Origin of the sequence: Fodinibius saliphilus (assembly GCF_005869845.1) — a bacterium.
GTDB lineage: Bacteria > Bacteroidota > Rhodothermia > Balneolales > Balneolaceae > Fodinibius > Fodinibius saliphilus.
In genome coordinates this window covers 77,694-100,587 of sequence record NZ_VAWF01000001.1, presented here as the reverse complement: position 1 = coordinate 100,587, position 22,894 = coordinate 77,694, and the positions used below count along the sequence as shown (strand labels likewise).

Annotated in this window: 17 protein-coding genes; 14 read left to right on the top strand and 3 right to left on the bottom strand. The window is 40.3% G+C overall.

The features are described from left to right. The first annotated feature begins 1 nt into the window (after position 1). On the top strand, positions 2-1,933 hold the full coding sequence (locus FCN14_RS00450) for a M23 family metallopeptidase (RefSeq protein ID WP_138429122.1): 1,932 nt from the start codon (positions 2-4) through the stop codon (positions 1,931-1,933). Positions 1,934-1,987: 54 nt separating this feature from the next. Here FCN14_RS00450 and FCN14_RS00445 read toward each other — a convergent pair whose 3' ends face one another. Together FCN14_RS00445 and FCN14_RS00440 are read right to left on the bottom strand one after the other, a co-directional pair. Beyond that, entirely contained in the window at positions 1,988-2,365 is a 378-nt protein-coding gene (locus tag FCN14_RS00445) for a RidA family protein (RefSeq protein ID WP_138429121.1), read from the bottom strand. After that, complete coding sequence (locus FCN14_RS00440) at positions 2,362-3,081, bottom strand: alpha/beta fold hydrolase (protein ID WP_281280649.1); 720 nt, start codon at positions 3,079-3,081, stop codon at positions 2,362-2,364. The genes FCN14_RS00445 and FCN14_RS00440 overlap by 4 nt, the downstream gene beginning before the upstream one ends. Before the next feature lie 222 nt (positions 3,082-3,303). Here FCN14_RS00440 and FCN14_RS00435 point away from each other — a divergent pair, with 222 nt between their 5' ends. The 13 genes from FCN14_RS00435 (at position 3,304) to FCN14_RS00375 (ending at position 21,369) form a co-directional block, all read left to right on the top strand. Beyond that, positions 3,304-4,653 (top strand): tetratricopeptide repeat protein, encoded by a 1,350-nt coding sequence (locus FCN14_RS00435; RefSeq protein WP_138429119.1) that lies wholly within the window; start codon positions 3,304-3,306, stop codon positions 4,651-4,653. Positions 4,654-4,683: 30 nt separating this feature from the next. Then, complete coding sequence (locus tag FCN14_RS00430; protein ID WP_138429118.1) at positions 4,684-5,895, top strand: tetratricopeptide repeat protein; 1,212 nt, start codon at positions 4,684-4,686, stop codon at positions 5,893-5,895. A 12-nt stretch (positions 5,896-5,907) separates the two neighbouring features. Next, positions 5,908-7,047, top strand: a complete 1,140-nt coding sequence (locus FCN14_RS00425; protein WP_138429117.1) for a cystathionine gamma-synthase — start codon at positions 5,908-5,910, stop codon at positions 7,045-7,047. Between the two features lie 44 nt (positions 7,048-7,091). Next, the gene (locus tag FCN14_RS00420) at positions 7,092-8,273 is read left to right on the top strand and encodes an acetyl-CoA C-acyltransferase (RefSeq protein WP_138429116.1); all 1,182 of its coding nucleotides are present in this window, start codon (positions 7,092-7,094) and stop codon (positions 8,271-8,273) included. 181 nt (positions 8,274-8,454) lie between these two features. Beyond that, positions 8,455-9,561 carry a type IX secretion system outer membrane channel protein PorV gene (gene porV / locus FCN14_RS00415; RefSeq protein WP_138429115.1) on the top strand — a complete coding sequence of 369 codons (1,107 nt, stop codon included), beginning with the start codon at positions 8,455-8,457 and terminating at the stop codon, positions 9,559-9,561. 27 nt (positions 9,562-9,588) lie between these two features. Then, positions 9,589-12,765 (top strand): T9SS-dependent M6-like inactivated metalloprotease, encoded by a 3,177-nt coding sequence (locus tag FCN14_RS00410; protein WP_138429114.1) that lies wholly within the window; start codon positions 9,589-9,591, stop codon positions 12,763-12,765. A 72-nt stretch (positions 12,766-12,837) separates the two neighbouring features. After that, positions 12,838-16,134 carry a hypothetical protein gene (locus tag FCN14_RS00405; protein WP_246043068.1) on the top strand — a complete coding sequence of 1,099 codons (3,297 nt, stop codon included), beginning with the start codon at positions 12,838-12,840 and terminating at the stop codon, positions 16,132-16,134. Next, positions 16,115-17,032, top strand: a complete 918-nt coding sequence (locus FCN14_RS00400) for a hypothetical protein (RefSeq protein WP_171032753.1) — start codon at positions 16,115-16,117, stop codon at positions 17,030-17,032. Before FCN14_RS00405 ends, FCN14_RS00400 begins: the two co-directional genes overlap by 20 nt. A gap of 30 nt (positions 17,033-17,062) precedes the next feature. Continuing rightward, entirely contained in the window at positions 17,063-17,887 is an 825-nt protein-coding gene (locus tag FCN14_RS00395; protein ID WP_246043067.1) for a PASTA domain-containing protein, read from the top strand. A 7-nt stretch (positions 17,888-17,894) separates the two neighbouring features. Continuing rightward, positions 17,895-18,581: a ribulose-phosphate 3-epimerase gene (gene rpe / locus FCN14_RS00390; protein WP_138429111.1), complete on the top strand. Its 687-nt coding sequence runs from the start codon at positions 17,895-17,897 to the stop codon at positions 18,579-18,581. A 163-nt stretch (positions 18,582-18,744) separates the two neighbouring features. Beyond that, positions 18,745-19,722, top strand: coding sequence for a PhoH family protein (locus FCN14_RS00385; protein WP_138429110.1), 978 nt, complete (start codon positions 18,745-18,747; stop codon positions 19,720-19,722). Positions 19,723-19,786: 64 nt separating this feature from the next. Next, positions 19,787-20,578 carry an MBL fold metallo-hydrolase gene (locus FCN14_RS00380; protein WP_138429109.1) on the top strand — a complete coding sequence of 264 codons (792 nt, stop codon included), beginning with the start codon at positions 19,787-19,789 and terminating at the stop codon, positions 20,576-20,578. 2 nt (positions 20,579-20,580) lie between these two features. After that, the gene (locus tag FCN14_RS00375; protein WP_138429108.1) at positions 20,581-21,369 is read left to right on the top strand and encodes a purine-nucleoside phosphorylase; all 789 of its coding nucleotides are present in this window, start codon (positions 20,581-20,583) and stop codon (positions 21,367-21,369) included. A 19-nt stretch (positions 21,370-21,388) separates the two neighbouring features. Here the strand turns inward: FCN14_RS00375 and FCN14_RS00370 are convergent, their stop codons facing one another. Continuing rightward, positions 21,389-22,879, bottom strand: a complete 1,491-nt coding sequence (locus tag FCN14_RS00370) for an FAD-binding domain-containing protein (protein WP_138429107.1) — start codon at positions 22,877-22,879, stop codon at positions 21,389-21,391. Positions 22,880-22,894: the final 15 nt, after the last annotated feature.

The following is a 22,894-nucleotide window of genomic DNA, read 5'->3' as shown; positions in this document are numbered from 1 at the left end:
GATGAAAGCACAATATCTCTTCCTATTTATAATTTGGTCTCTTGTGCTGGCCCACCCTACTCTGGCACAGCCACAATCCTATCAAAATGAAATCTTTTCTGCCGATTACCTTTGGCCTACCGAAGCTAGTCCATACCTTACATCTACCTTTGCCGAAACCCGGTCACAACATTTTCATGCTGCCCTTGACATCAAAACCTGGGGACGTCGTGGTTATGAAGTCTATGCTACCCGTGATGGTGTTATTGAACGTGTCGCAATTGGTCCACGGGGATATGGTAAAGTAATTTATCTAAGACACAATGATGGCTCTTATTCTTTATATGCACATCTGCTTTCTTTTAATGATCAGCTACAGCAACTGGCAGACTCGGTACGAATTGCCGAAGGCTACAAATTTGAGATTGATCGATCTTGGGGCTGGCGTGGTATTAAGGTGCAACAGGGTGATGTAATTGGGTACAGCGGAGCATCAGGGATAGGTCCTCCTCATCTCCATTTTGAATTACGCACTCCCTCACACAAGCCTTTCAATCCCCTTCTAACAAACTTAAAAGTTAATGACACTATTGCCCCCCAAATTCAGGCTATTGCGGTAGAACCATTAACTCCTCTTTCTTCTGTTGAAGATGAAAATCGTATCTATACAAAACAAACGTGGTCTGGAAATAATACCTATGAAGCCGGAACCATCAAAGTCACCGGTCCTGTAGGATTGGCTGTGGATGTCTTTGATCAATCGAACCACGTAAATAACGCCTACGCTGCCTATGAGCTCTCTCTTACTGTAAATGGTGAGCAATATTTTAGATCTCGTGTTGACAGCTTTTCTTACCGGGAAACGGATCAGATGTTTTTGGACCGAGTCTATCCCTTTTTACAACAAGATAAAGGCGGATATCAGCGATTATTTATTGCCGATGGAAATACCTTACCCTTTTATAAGACGAATAAATCTAAAGGAAAAATCGATCTCCCCCCCGGCAAACATGAAGTCACAATTAAAGCCACTGATTTTTTTGGGAACTCCAGTTATGCTACCATAACTCTTGATGTTCAAAAATCTAAACGCAACAGAAAAGAATTGTCCCTTAAAGAGGGAAAAATAACATCCCATAATATCTCTTCGATATATCAGTGGGATTGGTTTAATGATTGGCTGAGCATACATAGAGATACTTTTTCACACCTAACAGTGGCTGCTGATTCAAACCATTTTATTACTCACAGTAGTACCATTACAATTCCACTCGAAGATTCCGGTTCTCTTTTTATAAACACACCCAATCTTGGCCCGCTCACTTTTTACCGGGTAATATCTAATGAAGAAAAAGTGTTACCGGCTACAAATCAGCAAGGATTTGCTCTTTTCCCAAAAGATACATTTTATGATACCGTTTCTATAGGGATGAGGGTAAAAAAATATCGTTCTGACTCCTTGACCGTTGATATTGTCCCCGAAACCTACCCGCTTAGAGAATCATACAAAGTCTATATAGATAGAGATTCGATGCTTACAGATACCACTAATTTATCGTTATATAAATATGATAGGTTCGGCAAACAAGATTGGGAACTCATCCCTACAAAGTTCACTAAAGAGTTTATCATTGGCCAAGCATCTTCTACCGGCACATTTAATTTACAAAGAGATACTACTGCACCACGACTAAGCACCCCTCACCTACGCCAACGGCCCGATAAAAAATGGGTGATTATAATTAAAGCCAAAGATAATTTATCAGGAATAGATTATACCAAAACCCACATTTCAGTTAATGGCGTCCCCGGCATTGCTGAATATGAACCCGAAGATGATCGCTTTGTGTACTATCATCCAGATTTTGAACCCTCCGAGATCATGAACATTCAAGGCACCGTCTTCGACAAGATGGGAAACAAAAAATCATTTAGCCTCGAACTTCAACAATAAAAAAAGCCCGACGATCTACCCATCGGGCTAAATAATAGTTTTTGCAGAAACGTACTAAATGTATGCCGTACAGCCGATTTCCACTTTACAGTTTTTCGGCAAGGTTTTAACAGCTACTGTTTCTCTCGCCGGCGGATCGCTTTTAAAATAACTTCCATATATTTCATTGACGGTTTCAAAGTTACTCATATCATCCAAGTAAATACCACACTTAATAACTTTGCCAAAACCTGAGCCTGCTTCCAACAGTACAGCTTCCAGATTTTTCATTACTTGTTCAGCTTGTGAAGCTACATCATCACCGACAAACTCCATCGTTTCGGGATCTAATCCAATTTGGCCAGAACAATAGACAATATCGTTATGGACAACAGCTTGACTGTAAGGACCGATAGCTTCTGGAGCTTCAGAAGTATGAATTATTTTTTTCATAAACTATAAGAATTATTTTTAGTTTGGATTATTTCAGGGAGTTCAATTAAGAATTCATTCAATAACAATGCAAATCTCTTTGGATGTTCCATCATCGGTGCATGCCCACACTTATCGATCCAGCGTAATTGGGCATTAGGTAATTTCTCAAAAAAAGTTTGCCCCACTTCAGGTGGTGTTATCTCATCATGTCTGCCCCATACCAGTAAGGTCGGATGTATAATATCAGGTAAAAACCGCTCCATATTATACTCATGTGTGTCACGAGCTATTGCTAACATGTTTAATAGTTTTGAGGGAGATGTAACAACATCCATTATCTCATCCATAATCACATCATCAATCAGATCCTCATAAAAAGTGAGAGCTGCTTGCTTGCGTATATACTCGCGATCTTTACGCCGTGGAAAGCTAGAACCGAAATCCTTTTCTTGGATACCGGAACTTCCGGTTAATACCAAGGCCGAAACTATATCAGGATATTGCACAGCATAATCCAAAGCCAGATGCCCTCCCATGGAATTACCGAGCAATATTGGATTTTCTATATTTAATTCTTTTATGAACCCGTGCAACCAACTACTTAACTTTTGAATAGAAAGTTTGCGTGCACTGAAATCATACAAGGGTATAGAAGGCACTATTATATTACAATTCCTGGTGTAGTCAATTATAGGATCGTAATTACTTAAGCCACCGAACATCCCATGTAACATTATCAGATTATGTGCACGCTCATCATGTGCCGATATATATAAATACTCAAAACTGTTTTTTTTATGGATTTTGTACCTACTAGCTCCAAACATTCTCGTCCTTTAATACGTTACCCTATTATGATTCCTTTTATTAGACTAATATAATAATTTTTAAGCGATGATATTGCAGAAAGGGCTATATATAGTTACTTTCCCCTTCACTAAACGGATATTCTAACATTGAATCCTACAGGAATCTACACCATGTTGATGAAAAAATTACATTATATCGTTGTTACGCTACTCGTTGGCATTTTGATCGGCTGCGGAAGTACCAACCCACTTGTCGATGAAGCAAAGTCTTATATCGAAGATCAAAACCCACAGGCAGCACTAGAATCTGCTGAAAAAGCTATTGAACAATACCCTCAAGAATCTTTGGGATATTATTACAAAGGAGTTGCTTTAGGTGACCTTGCTGGAAAAAAGGAAGATCCAGAAGTACGGCGTGATTTTTATGTTCGTATGAATGAGGCATTTGAACAAGCTAAAGAGGTTGCAGCCAAGACTGAAGACCCCCCCAGTGAAATTGACCGTATCTCATCTATTAAGAATGTAATATGGCAGACAGAGCATAATAGAGGGGTTAAGATGGCTCGTAACGACAGTCTCATGAATACTGTCAACGAACCCTTAAAGTATTCTCTTGGACATTTTAAAAATGCTACACTTATTCAACCAGACAGTGCACTATCTTGGAACACTCTGGCATCTGTGGCAAGTATGAATAAGGATTTTGAAGAAGCTGTAAATGCTAAAACAAAATATATTGAGATAGTTCCAGACACTACGGTCAAACCTAGCGACTACAGACAGTTAGCCAGCTTCTATTACAACCTTGACAATCAACAAAAAGTACTTGAAACCCTTGAGAAGGGCCAAGAACAATTTCCCCAGAACCAGAAAATTGTAACAAGTCTGGCAGATACTTACGATCGTGTTGGGAAGTCAGATAAAGCTATAGCTACTGTTCGAAAACTTGTCCAAAGAAATCCGGAAAATCCGCGCTTTCACTTAGTTTTGGGTACTCAGATTTACCAAAAAGCCCTCAGACTCACAGATTCTACTTCTGTTATTTCAGATGAAATATTGAAATACCAACAAGAATTAAACAATAGTAGCGGAGAAGAAGCTAAAGAAGTAGAGAAGCAGATTTCTACACTGGAAGAGAAAAATGAAAAGTTACTCTCAGAAATTGAGAACTTAACAAAACAGGCAGAAGATGAACTCAATAAAGCAATTGAGTATGACCCTGATAACGACTCAGCTTACAATACATTAGGTATTGTATACCAAAATAGAGCCAAAGCGTTATTTGAAAAACGCAATCGTACTAGAGACAATGAAAAGGCCAATAAAATCGATGCTCAAGGTAAAAAATTGTTGAGAAAAGCAATGGGATACTACGAAAAAGCAGCTGAGTTAAATCCTGAAAAAAAAGAATACTGGAGAAGCTTATTCAGCATTTATACTGCTCTTGGTATGGATAAAAAAGCCAAGGATGCGATGCAAAAAGCAGGTATGCAGTAAACTTCTATAGTAGTAAAAACCTTCTTATTCATGATTCATTCATTTACCCGAATTGCAAGCCTTGTGCTTGCATTCGGGTTATTTATTAGTTGTACTACACTACATTCCAGCTCAAACTCAGGCAATAATAGTGATTTAACTACAACCGAGTTAAAACAAAATATTGCTTCAATTGATGATAAGCTGTCAGCAGATAGTTCTTCCAGTCTATTATTCCAGAAGGGTCAGTACCAAATAAAACTGGCCGAACATCAAAAAGACCCCTTAAAGCGTGCTTCATATTACAACGATGCTCAAAGAAATATAGAACTGGCCACGACTCAAAATGCTAGCGTTCTAAAAGAACAAGCAGATAGTTTGCTGACTATTAGCTGGAGTAATGAGCACAATCAAGGGATTCAGCTCATACAATCTGACAGTACCCTTGATAGTGCCTCTTACCAAAAGGCAGCAGCACACTTTACAAATGCCACAATACTTATCCCGGATAGTACTGTATCCTATAATATGGGTGCTCGAGCTTACTATAAGGCCCAAAAACCAGTCAAGGCTATTGAAATACTGGAAGACGCAAGAAGCAATATCTCCGAGCTACCCGTTATGTTGCTCGATCAATTGACCTTTCTATATCTAAACCAAGACCAACCTCAGAAGGCCATTCGGTTATATGAAGAAGGTGGCTCACCTTCAACTTTAAGCTTAAATCTTCTTCATGGTTTATCCAACGCCTATATCAGTGCAGGAGAACATCGGAAAGCTGTTAGTTTACTTAATGATTTAGCTGATAAGAAACCTAATAATATCATCTATAAGCAAAGTCTTGCTACTGAATTATACTACCTTGCTGCGGTACACCTCAACTCATTAAAAAAGAGTTTGCGTTCTGATACTACAGGTACTATCTCATTCTCTCCCGCTGATTCTCTGCTTAACCGAGCTGAGACTCAGTTAAAAAGTTTGACAACCCAGAATCCATCCAATTTAGAATTAAAAGAACGGTTGGCTCATTTTTACCATAACAGTGCTTCAAAATATCAACAGATTTTACCTCTAATTGCAGATAAAGAATCAAATGCAGAAGTTGAAGAACAAATCAAAGTTTACTTAACTTCTTCACTACCACTTTTAGAACAGCTTGTTGAAGAAAAACCTAAGAAAAAAATGCTTTGGCAAAATCTATACCAAGCATACTCTTACCTTGGGATGCACGAAAAAGCTCGCAAAGCAAAATCCAATTTTTAAAAATTTCTTGCAATGAAATTTAACACTAAAACGATACATGCCGGCCAAAAACCGGAAGAAACATCGGGTGCTGTAATGCCTCCGATTTTCCAGACATCCACCTATAAACAGGAAGCACCAAACGTTAACAAAGGGTATGACTATGCCCGTGTAGGTAATCCAACGCGTACTGCTTTGGAAAAACTCATCGCTGGCCTTGAAGGAGCTGATGAATGTGCCTGCTTTGCAAGTGGTTGTGCTGCTATGGATGCAGTACTTAAAATGCTCCGTCCTGGCGATCAAGTTATTGCATCTAATGACTTATACGGTGGGTCATATCGTCTTTTCACTGAAGTTTTTGCTCCCTATGGTATCGAGTTTTCATTTGTTGACATGACCGATATTGAAGAAGTCAAAGAGGCCGCAACCGATAGCACAAAACTTCTGTGGATAGAAACTCCCACAAACCCATTACTACGAGTTGTCGATATTGAAGAATTGACTTCTTTTGCCGCTGAAAACAAGATTCTTTCTCTGGTTGATAACACTTTTGCTTCCCCTTATTTACAACAACCATTGGAACTGGGGGCCGATGCAGTACTACATTCTACAACTAAATATCTCGGGGGACATTCCGATATTATTGGTGGCGCTGTTGCGACTTCAAATACAGACATAATGGAACAACTACGGTTCCAGGTCAAAACAACAGGAGCTGTTCCGGGACCCATGGATTGTTATCTAACACTGCGCGGCATTAAAACATTGTCTGTTCGTGTTCAACAGTCAGTAGACAATGCAAAAGAAGTAGCATCTTTTCTTGATAACCATAAAGCTGTTGATAAAGTTATATATCCGGGACTTGAAAGTCACAATCAGCATGAGATTGCTAAAAAACAGATGAGTGACTTTGGAGCGATGGTCTCTTTTTCTCTCAAAGATGACTCTATTGATAAAGCACAAGAGTTTATGAGCAGAACGTCCATTTTTACACTTGCTGAAAGTCTTGGTGGTGTTGAATCTTTAATTAGTCATCCTGCTTCTATGACTCATGGATCGATACCCAAAGAAGTACGTGAAAAAGCTGGACTAAAAGATTCTCTCATCCGTCTCTCAGTAGGAATTGAAGACGCCGAAGATCTTAAAGATGATCTTGACCAAGCCTTTGAATAAAGCCATTTTTTGAACAAAAATTCAGAATATAATCTTTTAATACTATGAGAAATGTAGTTATTGTTGAAGCCAAACGAACCCCGGTCGGATCTTTCGGGGGTAGCCTGTCTTCCTACTCCGCACCTGAACTCGGTGCCACTACTATCACAGAAATCATCCGGAATACCGGTATTGATCCAGAAGAAATACAGGAAGTCGTTTTTGGTAATGTTTTAACTGCCGGTATTGGTCAAGCCCCCGCCCGGCAAGCTGCTTTAAAAGCAGGTTTATCAGAAAGAACCCCTTCAACCACTGTTAATAAGGTATGTGCTTCTGGAATGAAGGCCATAATGATTGCCGCAAACCAAATCAAACTTAACGAAGCAGATGTTATCGTTGCCGGTGGTATGGAGAGCATGAGTAACGTGCCCTATTATCTTGACAAACATCGTTTTGGCTCAAAACTGGGACATGCAGAAGCTAAAGATGGCATCATCGAAGATGGACTGTGGGATGTGTATAACGATTTCCATATGGGTAATGCTGCTGAAATATGTGCTGATGAATGTAGTATTAGTCGAGAACAACAAGATAAGTTTGCCATCGATTCGTACAAACGTGCTATTAAGGCACACGAAGAAGGCTTTTTTGATGATGAAATCATCGAAATGAAAATTAAGGACCGCAAAGGTAATGTCAGCAAAGTAAAAATGGATGATGAACTTGAGCGGGTTAATTTTGATAAAATTCCAAACCTTCGCCCTGTTTTCGATAAAGAAGGAACCGTAACTGCAGCCAATGCCAGCAGCATTAATGATGGAGCAGCAGCAGTACTATTAATGACTGAAGAAAAGGCTGAAGAATTAGGATTAAATCCCATTGCCCGCATCATGAGTCAATCCAGTGCGGCTAAACAACCTGAATGGTTTACTACCGCCCCCGCTGATGCCATGCCTATCGCCATCGAACGGGCTGGTTTAGCAAAAGATGATATCGATCTTTTTGAAGTGAATGAAGCTTTTTCAGTAGTCACATTGGCTAACAACCAAATCCTGGAATTAGACCCGGAGAAAGTTAATATCCACGGAGGAGCTGTTAGCATTGGACATCCAATAGGATGTTCAGGAACACGTATTATGGTGACTTTGATGCATGCCCTTAAACGTACTGGAGGCACATACGGTTGTGCCGGTATCTGTAATGGAGGAGGAGGCGCTTCGGCAATGGTGATTGAAATGCTTACTTAATACTTCCAGTAGGCCTATTTTTATGGCGGGACAACTTCAGTTGTCCCGTCTTTTTTATTTCAAAATATTATGATACATTTATAATTGTGCGATAATTGGTAATCAAGAGTGAAATTTACGAAGTTCTAGTGTTTCGTGATTGTTGTTTATACTCATAAATGATTTATAATTGCCTGACCTTATGATTAAGAAAGTACTTTCAGTTTTATCATTCCTTTTACTCTCAGTCAGCATTTCTTATGCTCAAGTAGGTATAACTTCAGTACCATTTCTACAAATTGAACCCGACTCACGAGCAGCCGGTATGGGGAATACGGGGGTCGCCATTGCTGATAATGCTTCAGCTGTATTCTGGAATCCTGCTGGTCTTGCCTTTCAAAAGGGTAACCAAGTAAGTATTACCCACAGTGAATGGCTACCTCAATTTAATGCCGATCTTTTTTATGATTACCTCGTAGGCAAGTATCATATGGAAGATATTGGTACTTTTGGAGCTCACGTCACTTATCTTAATCTGGGGGAACAGTTACGAACAAGTGCCGAAGGTAATGAAATCAATCGATTTAACAGTTATGAACTAGCTGCAGGTTTATCATATGGACTAAAACTTAATGAAAATTGGTCATTGGGCTCAGGGTTTCGATTTATCTACAGTAGTTTAGCTGACGGCGATGTACAAGGCCAAAAAATCAATCCCGGTTCCAGCATTGGTGTTGATATTGCAACTATGTACCAATCAAATACATTTACTTTTCTGCAGCAGGATGCCTCATTTGATGCCGGTTTAAACATTTCGAATATAGGCCCCAATATGACTTATACCGATAATGGTCAAAAAGATCCCTTGCCAACAGTATTACGAGTAGGTTGGGCTTTTACTACAAACCTTGACAAAGAAGGCATAAATACTATTACTATTGCCAATGATATATCAAAAATAATGGCCCGTTTAGATTCCGATGGCAAACCTTTAGGCCCTATTGGCTCGTTATTTAAATCATGGGATAGTTTTGAAAGAAAAACAGGTGGTGGTAATACCGCAACATTATCTTTAGCAGAACAGCTGATGGTTGCAACCGGCCTTGAATACTGGTATAACGATTTATTTGCAGTCAGAACGGGCTATTATTATGAAGATCCCAATAATGGTGATCGTCAGTTTATGACGCTGGGAGCAGGCTTGCGCTATAAATTTGTGGGTATCGACTTTAGCTATATCTCTACTTTGGGAGATGAAAACCATCCCTTAGCAAATACAACACGATTTGGCTTAGTCCTGAATTTTTAATTAATAACTCAGGATTAGATCTGATTAATGAAGAACGATCTGGAATTAAAGATTTTCAAAAGCATACTCTCTGTGAGTATGCTTTTACTTTTTTCTACCTATTCTATCTCTGCACAACAACACCAGCTGGTTAGGAGTCACTCAATATCTACCCATTCATCACTTCATACGAATGTCCCTGACTCTTTAACTATCATTGCAGTCCGTGTTCAATTTCAACCCGACGAAAATCGTCTAACGACCGGTAAAGGGATTTTTGGAAACGATAACCTTTCCTATCTTGATACCCCTGATATAACCATCGATCCTCTCCCCCATAACCGTACATATTTTGAACACCATCTGAAATTTGCAAAAAACTACTTTGAAACTGTATCGGGGCAAAAGATTCATATTTCTTATCAAGTTTTAGATAAGATATACCAACTTCCCCAAAAGATGGCAACCTATTCACCAACAGGCGAAACATTTACAAATGAAAAACTTGCTCAACTTGTATCAGACACCTGGAAAGCTGTTCGCCAGAAAGGGGGGCTGGCAACTGATACATTAGACTCTCAAAAAACAGCTTTTGTGATTTTTCATGCTGGAGTGGGCCGAGATATCGAATTAGTAGGCACAAGTTTAGATAAGACTCCACAAGATATTCCGTCTCTATATCTCAATAAAGAATCTCTTGGTTCACTGCTCAACCTTCCTTCTTTTGATGGATTTTCAGTTAATAACAGTTCTTTTCGAGTTACCAACTCATTGGTGCTTCCCCGCACCCTTTCACGCCCCGGCGAAGACATAACCGGCCAACCATTTGTTTTACAACTCTCCCTGAACGGACTGTTGACCGCCTCAATAGGTAGCCACCTGGGCTTACCCGACCTTTTTAATACAGAGACCGGAGCATCCGGAATTGGGCGATTTGGATTGATGGATGGAGAAAGCTTCTTTTCTTATCAAGGCCTATTTCCACCCGAACCCTCGGCATGGGAAAAAGTTTTCCTGGGTTGGGAAAAGCCCTTTTCAATTGATAAATATACCAATGGAGAAATCTCCCTCCCGGCCTCTGGGTTACATCAAAACAACAGTATTGCAAAGTACAACTTATCCGAAAGTGAATACTTCCTAATTGAAAACCGACATCGCGATCCAAATACAGAGGGTGTAACACTTACTATTGAAACAGCTGATGGAGATGTGAAAAATCAGACTTTTGAAAATGATAATCTGACATTTGTCAATCAAACAAATGGATTCACCGCTCTTTTGGAAAAAGGAGTTGTAACCGATGTTAGTACCTTTGACTGGAGTCTGCCCGGCGGTATGACAGTGGGAGATGACGGAGAGGAAAATACAGGCGATGATCGTCTTCTCAATGGAGGTATCCTTCTCTGGCATATTGATGAAGCACTCATAAATGAATCCCTATATTCCCAAGGGATTAATATCGACCCCCAACGACGCGGGGTCGACCTAGAAGAAGCCGATGGAGCCCAAGATATTGGCCGGCCTGCTAACAGTAATTTAAGTACGCAAGCCCGGGGCACCGCCTTTGATTTTTGGTGGAATAATAATGATGCCTCTGTGGTTACCCTTTCCGGCGATACGCTCACATTATATGATAACCGTTTTGGTCCAGACACTCATCCTTCAAATCATAGCAACTCAGGGGCCCGTAGTTTTTTCGAGTTTTATGATTTTTCGGATAACCAGAAAGTAGCTACATTCAAAGTACGCCCTTTAACAACTAAAAACATTCATCCTGCATCTCTTCCCCATAAGACGATCCAGGACCAAAAAACCTATGTTAAGCAAACGGAGGCCTACAGTCGATCTTATCCAATGGAGCTTTCGGTATATCAAAGCACCGCCGATTCTTTTTTAATTATCCCCAGCCAACAATCAACCTATGCCGTTCAATTATCTGATACCAGCACTCCCCCTTTCGATTTTCAATCAGGCACACCACAACAACCATATCGAGGAAACTCGCTTATTTTAGCGGAAGAACCCACCTCTAATACTATCAATTTAATGTCATGGCGGTGGGATGGTACCCAATGGGTTAATAAATGGAATACCCAAGCCAACGCTAACAGTGGATTCCTGAGTTCACTAAATGATCAAACATTACTGCTTGATTTCACTGCACAACGTATTGATATCTCCGACGGTTCTTTCTTAAACCCATTACCCGCTAATAGCCAACGATCTGGTGCAATCAATGGCAAATATGCTCAAATTGTTAATAATGAGCTCCAAATTACTGCTGATAATAGATCATACGATATCCCTACTTCCTCTGCCCGACTTTATACCGGGGCAGTTCAACTTTCAAAAGACGATTCAGGCTTTTTTCTCCTGACCGATAACAGTCTTTTACTTTTTGATTCTCGAAGTTCGTCTCCCCTCCATATTGTTAAAGACACTGCTATTGGCTGGCCGGCAATGGCAGATATCAACGGTGATAACAACCTGGATTTCTTATTTATCAATAAAAAAACGGGAGCGCTTGAAGCCCGAAATATCAACGGGGCAATGCTCTCTTATTTTCCTGTAGAACCACCCCCGGGAAATACTTTTGTGGGCACCCCACTTATCGCTGATATTAAACAAACAGATCAGCATCACCTCTATATTCCAACACAAGATAGCCTAGGTATGAATATCCAAGCGTATAACAGTCGCAGTGAAGATGTTGATGGCTTCCCACTTTATGTAGGCGGAATATCAAAACGTAAGAACCTCCCTATACATCCTTTTATTAATAATAATACATTATATGCAATTAGCCACCATGGTGAGTTAAAAGCATGGCAACTTACTTCTATTAAAGAGGTGTTATGGAAAAGCCGCTATGGAAATGAACCCTACAACAAAATAACCGGTTCTCTCAACAATCCATCTCTCCCTTCTACCGAGGGAGAATCACAAGTATTGGTTAAAAAGGAAACCTATAATTGGCCAAATCCGGCAAAAGATTATACAAATATACGATTCCAAACTTCGTCTGCAGGAGAAGTGGATTTAAAGATAATTACGGCTGGAGGTTCAGTTATCCTTGATAAACGAATTGTAGCTACTGGTGAAGCCCCAGAGGAACATCGCATTGATACTCAGAACTGGAGTAGCGGATTATACTTTGCTATGGTTACTGCAACGGTAGACGGGGAAAAAGCCCAAAAAATGATAAAAATAGTGGTAGTACATTAAATGAGAAGTAAATATCTATATATCGTTCTTCTCGTTTTCGGGATTGGGTTTGCAAGCCTTTCACATTCTGCAATGGCACAGCTTTCCCCCAGGCAATATAACTATCCCCAAAACCATCTTCCTTGGTTCACTGTTAATAGCGAACACTTCCAGGTTCATTTCCAACAAGGAAACAGTCGATCTGCTCAGGTAGCTTCTCGAATAGCCGAAGAAGTTTATCCGTCCATTACCTCCTTATACCAGTATGAACCAGACACCAAGATAGATATCGTCCTCAATGATCGTGAAGATTACTCCAACGGTGCTGCCTACTTTTTTGATAACCAGATCGAAATATGGGTACCTTCCTTAAATAGTCCATTACGTGGTTCGCAAGATTGGCTTTGGGATGTTATCAGCCACGAGTTCACGCATATTGTACAGCTGCAAGTTGCTATGAAAAAGGGACGTCGCCTACCGGCTATATACCTTCAATGGCTTTCATACTCCGATGTACGCAGGCCCGATGTACTCTATGGATATCCCAAAGGTATCCTCACCTATCCTTTTGCCAGTATTAATGTACCAGCATGGTTTGCCGAAGGCGTAGCCCAATATCAACGGAGTAATTTTTACCACGACTTTTGGGATTCACACCGCGACATGCTCTTCCGTACTGCCCTACTTAATGAGAGTCCTATCTCTTTTGATGGAATGACATTTTTTACCTCTAAAAATGCCCTGCAACGAGAACGTATTTATAACCAGGGCTTTGCCTTTACTACCTATTTGGCCAATCGCTTTGGGGAGTCCATCATTCCTAAGATATCTGAGGCTTTAGCTTATGACGGAACTTTTACCATCGATGAAGCACTAAAAGCAGCAACCGGAATAGAAGCACATATATTATTCCAGGATTTCATTGACCATTCTACTGAAAACTATACTGATGCCACTTCAGAACAAGTATTTACTAGTACCGAAACCGTACAGGATAGCGGTTTTTTCAACTTCTACCCCAACCTGTCACCGGATAGAAAAAATATTGCATACCTTTCGAATAGAAATTTTCAATCTTCCGACACACAACTTTTTATAGAACCTTTGACAGATGGTAAAAAAAATAGTCATGCGATAAATATAGGGATTCCCCCTAACTCTTATCCCAAACAGACGAAAAAGCATTCCGGCGAACCAGTACTCAAGCATATTCAATCTTCTTTTTCGTACTCCCCCGATGGCCAATCATTAATCTTTAGTAAACAGAAGCTAAACCGTTTCGGAGAACGCTATAATGATCTCTTTATTTACAACATAGATTCAGCTTCTAAACAGAGGCTCACCCACAGCAAACGACTTACATCTCCGGCCTGGCATCCAGAGAAACAGAAGGCGGTTGCTGTTCAACAAACTGGGGGAAGCAGTAACCTATCCGAGATAGATTTAAAAACCGGAACCATTACCCCCCTGACAACTTTTACGAAAGGTCAACAAGTTTATACGCCGACCTGGCATCCCAAGGGCAATAGTATCTACTTTTCAACAGCCGATTCCTATTCCAGGAATATATATTACCTCGATATCGAAAGCGGTGAAACCAGGCCGGTACTCAACGATACGCTTACTAATTATCGTGATCCCTTCGTAGGTAGCTCCGGAAACTATCTCTATTATTCAGCTGATCCGGATGGTATTTATAATATCTATCGCATTCCATTGAATAATAAAGACCCTAAAGCACAAAAGCTGACAAATGTGTTGGGAGGCTCTTTTATGCCACACCAATCTGGAAACAAGCTCTATTTTGCCGAATTTAAAGCCGAAGGTTACGTTATTTCAGGGATAGATCTATCTACCAAAACTAATCAACTAAACAAAGGCAGTTACCAACAATCGAACCTTTCCCTTAAAACGCTGGATAAAATTCCAATACGACCTGACCTTACCCATATTGAAGCATTGCCTCATGCCAAGTTGCAGCAATTGACTCAAAAAGATACGCTACAGCTTAATATGAATGGTCGTGGGCACCTTAATTCTCCTGTTCTAACGACTTACGAAAATAACTATACAAGTTTCAGTTTTTACCCAGTCCTGCGATTCGATAATTATTCAAAAAAATATGGGAATAATGGTCGATTACTTACCGCCGGACGATTTGGGGATTTGGGTAAAAACCTACTCCGAGACCTTAAAATAGGCACCTATTTCAGCTCACGCGAAGTCACTGATAAACTAAATATTTTTGGCGGCGCTCTTTTTGGAATAGCTTCTGAACCCAGTAATAGCATTGGTAACTTCGTTTCTCCTTCCCGGTTAACCGATCTAGATCGAGACCTTTTTACCATCATAGAATACGAGGGATTACCATTTATTGAAAAGAAGTGGTCTCCTACTGTCTCTGTTGAGCTATACAATATGCGACGCAATGTGGCCAACGGCTTATCAATTGAAGAGTTCTCCTGTACTTCTTGCCTGCCCGATACCACCTCTGCTGATATTGCATATAATATCTGGGAGGCTAATCTTTATCTGCGAAGTAAAATTGATGCCCACAACGTAGTTGAAGTTGGGGCCCGATACAGTCCTTATAAGGTTCAAACAGACGGTTTCTATTCCCGAGAGATCCAGCAGTTCATTCCTTCATCCTCCTCTGAATACTATAAAGGGACCACCTTCACAGCAGCCTATGTATATGAAAACCTGCTACGATATCCCCATAATGACGTTGCTCCTATTGGGCTCCGAAGCTTGATTCGTTATTCTTATGAGCCCAGCAAATTACTGGATGACTACGAGATTGAAGACAATACTCTATCTCCCGTTTATAAATCTGTCAATAATCATTCACTGGAAGCAACCATTCGGTTTGGTTACCCACTCTCAAATAGTTCTGCAATATCAATTTACGGCCGTGGATTCAGCTACTTCAATCAGCCCAATGATGCTTTTTATCTTGATTATATAGGCGGTTTTACCGGCATGCGCAGCTATCCCTATTTTGCTATCGGTGGCAATAGTACGGCGATAGCACAGATTTCATATAACTTCCCAATTATTCGTAATATTAACCAACAATTAGGTCGTCATAGTTTAGATAAATTATACCTGAGATTATTTGGCGAAGCCGGTAATGGGTGGGGTGGACCACTTGATATTAATGAAACTATTAAAAGTGGAGTCGGAGCAGAACTACGATTTGCCTTCAATAGTTATTATCTATTTCCTTTGAAACTTTTTGTAAGTGGTGCATATGGTTTCAACAATTTTGATATTAACTTACCCGATGAATTTATTACGAAAACATCAAGTGGCACTGTAAATTATGGAAATGACCTAATATTCCACTTTGGATTAACTTTTGATTTTGATGTTCTCAACAATGACTAAAAAAGGAATCAGTATATTATTTTTACTCTTGGGCCTACTCACAGCAGTTCGAGCACAACCTAACAACTCATCCTCGAATGCAAGCAATATCACTATTCAAGAACTACAACCCAAGATAAACTATACTGCTTCAACCCCTTTCTTTCAGCCAATCCGTAAAAAAGCAGGCTTAGCCCTTTTAAGCTCTGCAATCGTTCCCGGAAGCGGACAAGCAGCCAATGGCAAGTGGATACGGGCAGGAGCATATTTTCTTGCAGAGATCATTTTCGTAGGGATGCATATTAAAAACCTTCGTGATGCCAGGGCCGAAGAACGGCAATACAAAAGATTCGCCAACAATAACTGGAGCGTGGTTAATTATGCCAAATGGTTGGTAGAATACCATGATCAAAACCAACAAATTAATAACCCTTATATCAATGAACTGGCAAACGAAATTTCTGGGGTAACAGCTAACTATGATCCTGACAAGGATTGGAACAAAGTTGACCTTGAGTTGCTTAGAAATGTTGAACGTAATACTCCATTTGTCTTTTCGGATGATGGAATTGGAAATAAGTTTTCTCATGTGATGCCAGACTATGGCTCACAGCAATACTATGAACTGATCAGCAAATATTATCAATTTGGACCAGGCTGGAGTGACTTCACTTCAAAATATCAACTATCGTGGGATGGTTCAGATATGTCTAGGTACTTTTTCCGAGGTGCAGATCTTGCCGAACAGTTCAATGACAGCTATCGCTTAGCCGGGAACATGGTATCACTCCTTATACTAAATCATATTGTATCTGCGTTTGATTCATTCCTGACGGTCAAGATTAAAAATAACCGATTAGAAACGCATACCAATTTTTTAAATCCATATAAAAGCTTTTCACTTAAATATCATTTTTAAGTAATCCTCAAAGAACCGTATTTTTCGCCCATGATGTCGAAACTTAAAAAGATCTTTACCAGCAAAACTTTTTATATCATCGGCGCCTCTACCATAGCACTGGGGGCCTTGCTTCTTATATTAGCTGATACCATCATTATGCCGGCCTATACAAATTATGATGAAGGTTTAACGGTACCTGATGTATCTCAAATATCTCTTGACGAAGCACAAGAACAATTAGAAACATACGGACTGCGTTCCGAAGTAGCCGAACGCCGATCGAATACCGCATATCCCGCTGATTATGTTATAGACCAAACGCCCTCTCCCGCTGAAATTGTCAAACCGAATCGTAAGATCTACCTTACTGTTAATACCGAATCTAACCCAACTGTAAAGGTTCCGGATGTTGTGAATCTCTCTTACCGAAATGCTCGGTTACAACTACAGAACTATGGGCTCGACATCGGAACCGTAAGTTATGAGTCATCCCGGTTTAAAAACAGAGTGCTCCGTCAATCAATAGATCCCGAAACAGTAGTACCAAAAGGAACTCTTATAGACCTTGCTGTTAGTGATGGGCTAGGCGAAAAAATGGTGACTATTCCTAATATTAGGGGATTAAGACTTTCAGAAGCACAACAGAAATTACAGAAAGTTGGCCTCCGCGTAGGCGAAATTCGATTTAAATCAAGCAAAGAAGTAGATCCGAATGTAATACTGGATTACCAACCTAAAAAAAAGCAAGTAGTTATTGGAAAAACGCTCAAGTTGGTTGTCTCGGAACGTCATAATTTAAAAGAAGAAAGTGAATCCGGGGCTATTATCGATACCACACAAAACATAGCAGTTCCCGATACAACAAAGAATTAACCTTACCATGGATTTTGAACTTCCTATTTTAGCACCTTCAATTTTAGCAGCTGATTTCAGTAGACTCGGTAAAGAGATTGAACAATGTAATAAAGCTGACATCCGGTGGCTGCACTGTGATGTTATGGATGGTCATTTTGTTCCAAATATCAGCTACGGTCCCGGAATTGTAGAAGCTGCCAACCGATCTACAGATGCTTTTCTGGATGTACACCTTATGATAGAAAACCCAGATAAATATATACAAGCTTTCGTTACGGCAGGTGCTAACCATATTACCGTTCACCAAGAAACTTGCCCCCACCTGCACCGAACAGTTCAAAATATCCACTCACAAAACATCACTGCCGGTGTAGCTGTCAATCCGGGCACTTCACTTGAGGCGATAAAGCCTATTTTAGGAGAAATCGAAATGGTCCTGCTTATGAGTGTCAATCCCGGCTTTGGCGGTCAATCTTTTATTCCCTCTACCTATCAACGATTACAACAACTGGTACAGATGCGAGAACAAACCGGTACCGATTTTGTCATTGAAGTTGACGGTGGAGTAAAACCGCATAACATCCAAAAAATAGCCCAGGCTGGTGCAGAAGTTCTTGTAGCCGGCAGTGCGGTATTTAAAGCCGATGATATGCAAGAAAGTATTTCCACCCTTAAAAAAAGAGCTCAAATAGGTAAAGAGACTATAGTATAATTTAGCAACTACAAGATATCCAGATTCAACTAATGGTATTATTTGTACTCTAAGCTTTTTTGAGATTAAGAAAATTGCCTCTACAAAATTTTCATACAATTTCCTTATTTTAAGAGTTCAGTTTTAACTAAACCAACAGTTTCCTATCGCAGACCAATCAACAATTAGTAGCGAAACATACACTATTGAAGATGTAGAACCAGTTATTATCCTGGGTTTTCATGATGAACATCTTAAAAAACTGGATGAGGCTTATCCCGATACTAAGCTCACTGCAAGGGGGGGGAGTATCAAGATAAGCGGTCCGGAAGAAGATCGTGAAGAGCTTATTTCTATTTTTGATGAGCTCATTAATATGGCTAAAGGCAATGACGATCTCACCGAAGATGATCTTGATACTGTTTTGGCTCTTAAGAACAGCAATCGCAAATCAAAAAAGCCGAATCCCCTTCGTGACACCCGAATTTCGGGAGATTTTATCACTAACACTCATGATGGTGAAGCTATAACAGCAAAAACACCCGGACAAAAGAAGATTGTTGAGGCTTCGGCAACCAATGATATCGTGTTTACTATTGGACCTGCAGGCACAGGAAAGACCTATACCTCAGTAGCTCTTGCCGTTCGGGCCCTCAAACAACAGAAAGTAAAAAAAATTATACTGGCACGACCGGCAGTAGAAGCCGGTGAAACCCTTGGCTTCTTACCCGGAGATTTACGAGAAAAGATCGATCCCTACCTGCGCCCCCTTTATGATGCACTTGAGGATATGATCGAATATGATCGCCTGGAACTATATCTGGCAAAAAATATCATTGAGATTGCTCCACTCGCCTATATGCGAGGACGCACACTTAATAATGCATTTGTAATTTTAGATGAGGCACAAAATGCAACTAACATGCAGATGAAGATGTTTTTAACACGTATCGGCTTTAACAGCCGGGCTATTATTACCGGAGATATTACCCAAACCGACCTCCCACGGAAAAAACAGTCTGGCCTCATATCTATTCAGAGAATCCTGAAAGATATTGAAGGAATATCTTTTGTTTACCTTAATGAAGAAGATGTTGTTCGCCACAAGCTAGTACGTGAAATTATCGAAGCCTATGACAAGCACGAAAATAAGAATCAATAATTTATAATAAGTTCACCGGCAACTCCTCTCCCGGCATTAACTTTTCACTTCTTTGTAGAGCAATATGAACACAAAAACGATATCCGCACATGCCCTGTATGAAGGCACCTTTAGTGTTGGACTTGATAAAAAGTTTAATCGTATTGACCGCAATGATTCCCCCGCCAAAGGAGCATTGAAAATTTCCCTTAATCCTTTTCTAATTCAATCAGGCAACAAAAACATTCTGTTTGATGTAGGTATCGGTGATTTTGGAGAAGGTACAAGCACCGAAACAATTAAGGAAAATCTTGCGGAATACGGACTTACAGAATATGAGATCACCGACATCTTTGCCAGCCACCTGCACTATGATCATATTGGTGGGTTAGCCGGTCGGTCTTCCGGTTTCTGGGAACTTACTTTTCCGGATGCCAAACTATGGGTCTCTAAAAAAGGCTGGAAAAAAACCATAGAAAAAGAAGAATATTACGACGAAGAAAAAACGCAGTTTATCCATTTTCTGGATGCTAAAGCAGATCTGCACTTAATGGATGATGAGGACCAACCCTATCCGGAAATTACTGTACAAAAAATTGGCGGGCATACTGAATTTTCACAGGTACTCCTCTTAGATGACGGTTCTCAAAAGTATATGATGGCTGGAGATGTACTGGCAACACGCGGTGAGGTCAACCGGAAATTTGCTGCCAAATATGATTTTGATGCCAACCAGAGTATGCTTGCTCGTAAACAGCTGCTAAAAAGGGCTTACGAAGAACAATTTATGTTGATGGGGTATCACGACTCGCACCACCCGCTCTTTATGCTCACCGATTATGACGAACAACAGGGATATAAAATTGAAGCCATATAATTATGTCATTACCCGACTTTACTACGTCTATTATTAACTACTTGGAAGAAAAAGGGGGCAAAAAGCTTGAAGCAGCTGTCATTTTAGGATCCGGGCTAGGCAGCTTTGCTGATGCTATCCAGAGACCCAACAAAATACCGTACAGTGATATTCCTGGGATGCCTCATTCTTCGGTAGAGGGACATGCCGGTGAACTGATTTTTGGAGAAATAAATGGAAAGCAGATGATAGCCTTTTCGGGACGTTTCCATCACTACGAAGGTTTTTCGTTTGAAGAAACTGCCACCCCTGTTTATATCGCCGATGCACTTGGGGCTAAAAAGCTTATCATTTCAAATGCAGCAGGTGCTATTAATACCTCATTTTCAGTAGGTGACTTGATGGTAATTGAAGGCGTTATTCGTAATAATCTGTCTATCTCTCCACGCGGCTATTCTAAACACCGTTACCTGCACCACCAATGGGTGGATAAAGTACGCAGCTTGGCAGCTGACTTAAAGCTAGTTACCCAGCAGGGCACTTACATGTATGTAACGGGGCCCAACTATGAAACCAAGGCCGAAATACGCTCATTTCGTAAAATGGGTGCTGATGCTGTGGGTATGTCAACGGCCCCCGAACTTTTTGAAGCAGCACGACTGGAATTGAAATCAGTTGCCATTTCGCTCATCAGTAACATGGCCTCCGGAGTTACCAAGGGTAAATTAGACCATAACGAGGTTAATGCAGCAGCTGACTCTCGTAAAGAAGATTTTGCTAAACTAGTTAGCAAGTTAATTGAAGAGTTCTAACCTTTACACCTTCTTTACTTCATAGCTCCAATGCCTGCTGACTGCCCCGGCTTCCATATTTCTGCAGATATTCATCAAGCTTAACTTTCTTTCTTGTGCTATCACTGGTCATATAGCGAGTTTTCCCATAGATCGGGCGTTCTTGCCATGCACGGTCGAACCTCCCAAATATCCAGAAAATACCCGAATAGCTATTGGGATCACGTCCATCAATTGCATACCGATTATTGAGTTCAATCAAATATGCCAAAGCGGTCTCAGGATTGGGCGTCCACTCAAGCACCTTTTTGCCCCACAGCATTCGCAGATAATTATGGATAATCCCCTCCTCTCGCAACTGTGTCTGTGCTGCATTCCAGATCTCATCGTGGGTTTGTGACTGGGCAAACTCTTCCAACTCATAAATATACTCGCGCGGATCATTTTTATGTTTTTCAAGAGTCTTCAACGCCCAGTCGGGCAGAGAATCATACGTATCATAGTCCGGCTCATGATGGGCAAAATGGAAGCCAACTTCCCGCCAAGTAATCACTTCATCCAAGAATCCATCCACATTGGGATCACCGTTAAAGAAACCGCCAGTTGATCCCTTGTTAAAAGTAATATCCTCAAGGTCCCACCCTTTCGGCTGGTGCTTTAAAACAGCATCTACAATCTCGTACTCCGATATTTTACCAAAATGCAGCCAAGGACTTAACCGACTTGTTTTTTCCTCATCCGGATCATTACGTTTGTCATCATATTCCTTTAGTCCGTTTTGAATAAATTGATCTAATCGAGTTAATGCAGCCTCTCGGCTACCATCCAACTCAATTTTATCGACCTCATGGTTGATATCTAACGAACTGATAAAAGAATCAGGCTCATCAAGATGTGAATTAGCACGAGGATACTTATTTAAAAACTTTGAAGGTAAAGTAACCGTACTTCTGTTTTCTAATTCTTTTAACGGATTTTTCTTTGGCCCATTTTTATAGCAGCTTAAAAAGTTTCGCTGCATTATTTTACGAAAGAAATAAGCATTATATGGAGCCTTTTCCGTAATCCCTAATGGAATAAGGCCATTGGAATCTACCGTTGTATATGGGATATCAAGTTTAGGACCGACCTTCTCATTATGTTCACGGATTATGAAAACGGGATATTCATCTGAAACAACAGCACAAGCGTCATTTGCCAATGCATATAGCAAACCATCACCTGCTCCCGGTTCATCCTCAAGATAGGAGTAATAATTAAGATCATTTCTTTGAGCATAAGCCCGGTTTTCTGCCATTCCTTCCATTAGGAAATAATGAAAACGATCTGCTGCCCAAGGATAATCACAGCTAAGCCCCTCGTAAATTAGCAGAGGCTTATTTAGATGGTTTGCCAACTTAACGGCATATTCCAACGCAAAATTATACTGAAAACGCCTGTTTATCTGCATCCAGTAAAGAACATAATCACCTTCCCCGTTTGGCTTTTCATCATTTCGTTTAAAAACGCGCTTATTATTAATTCCTTCCATAAATATTTATCAGTA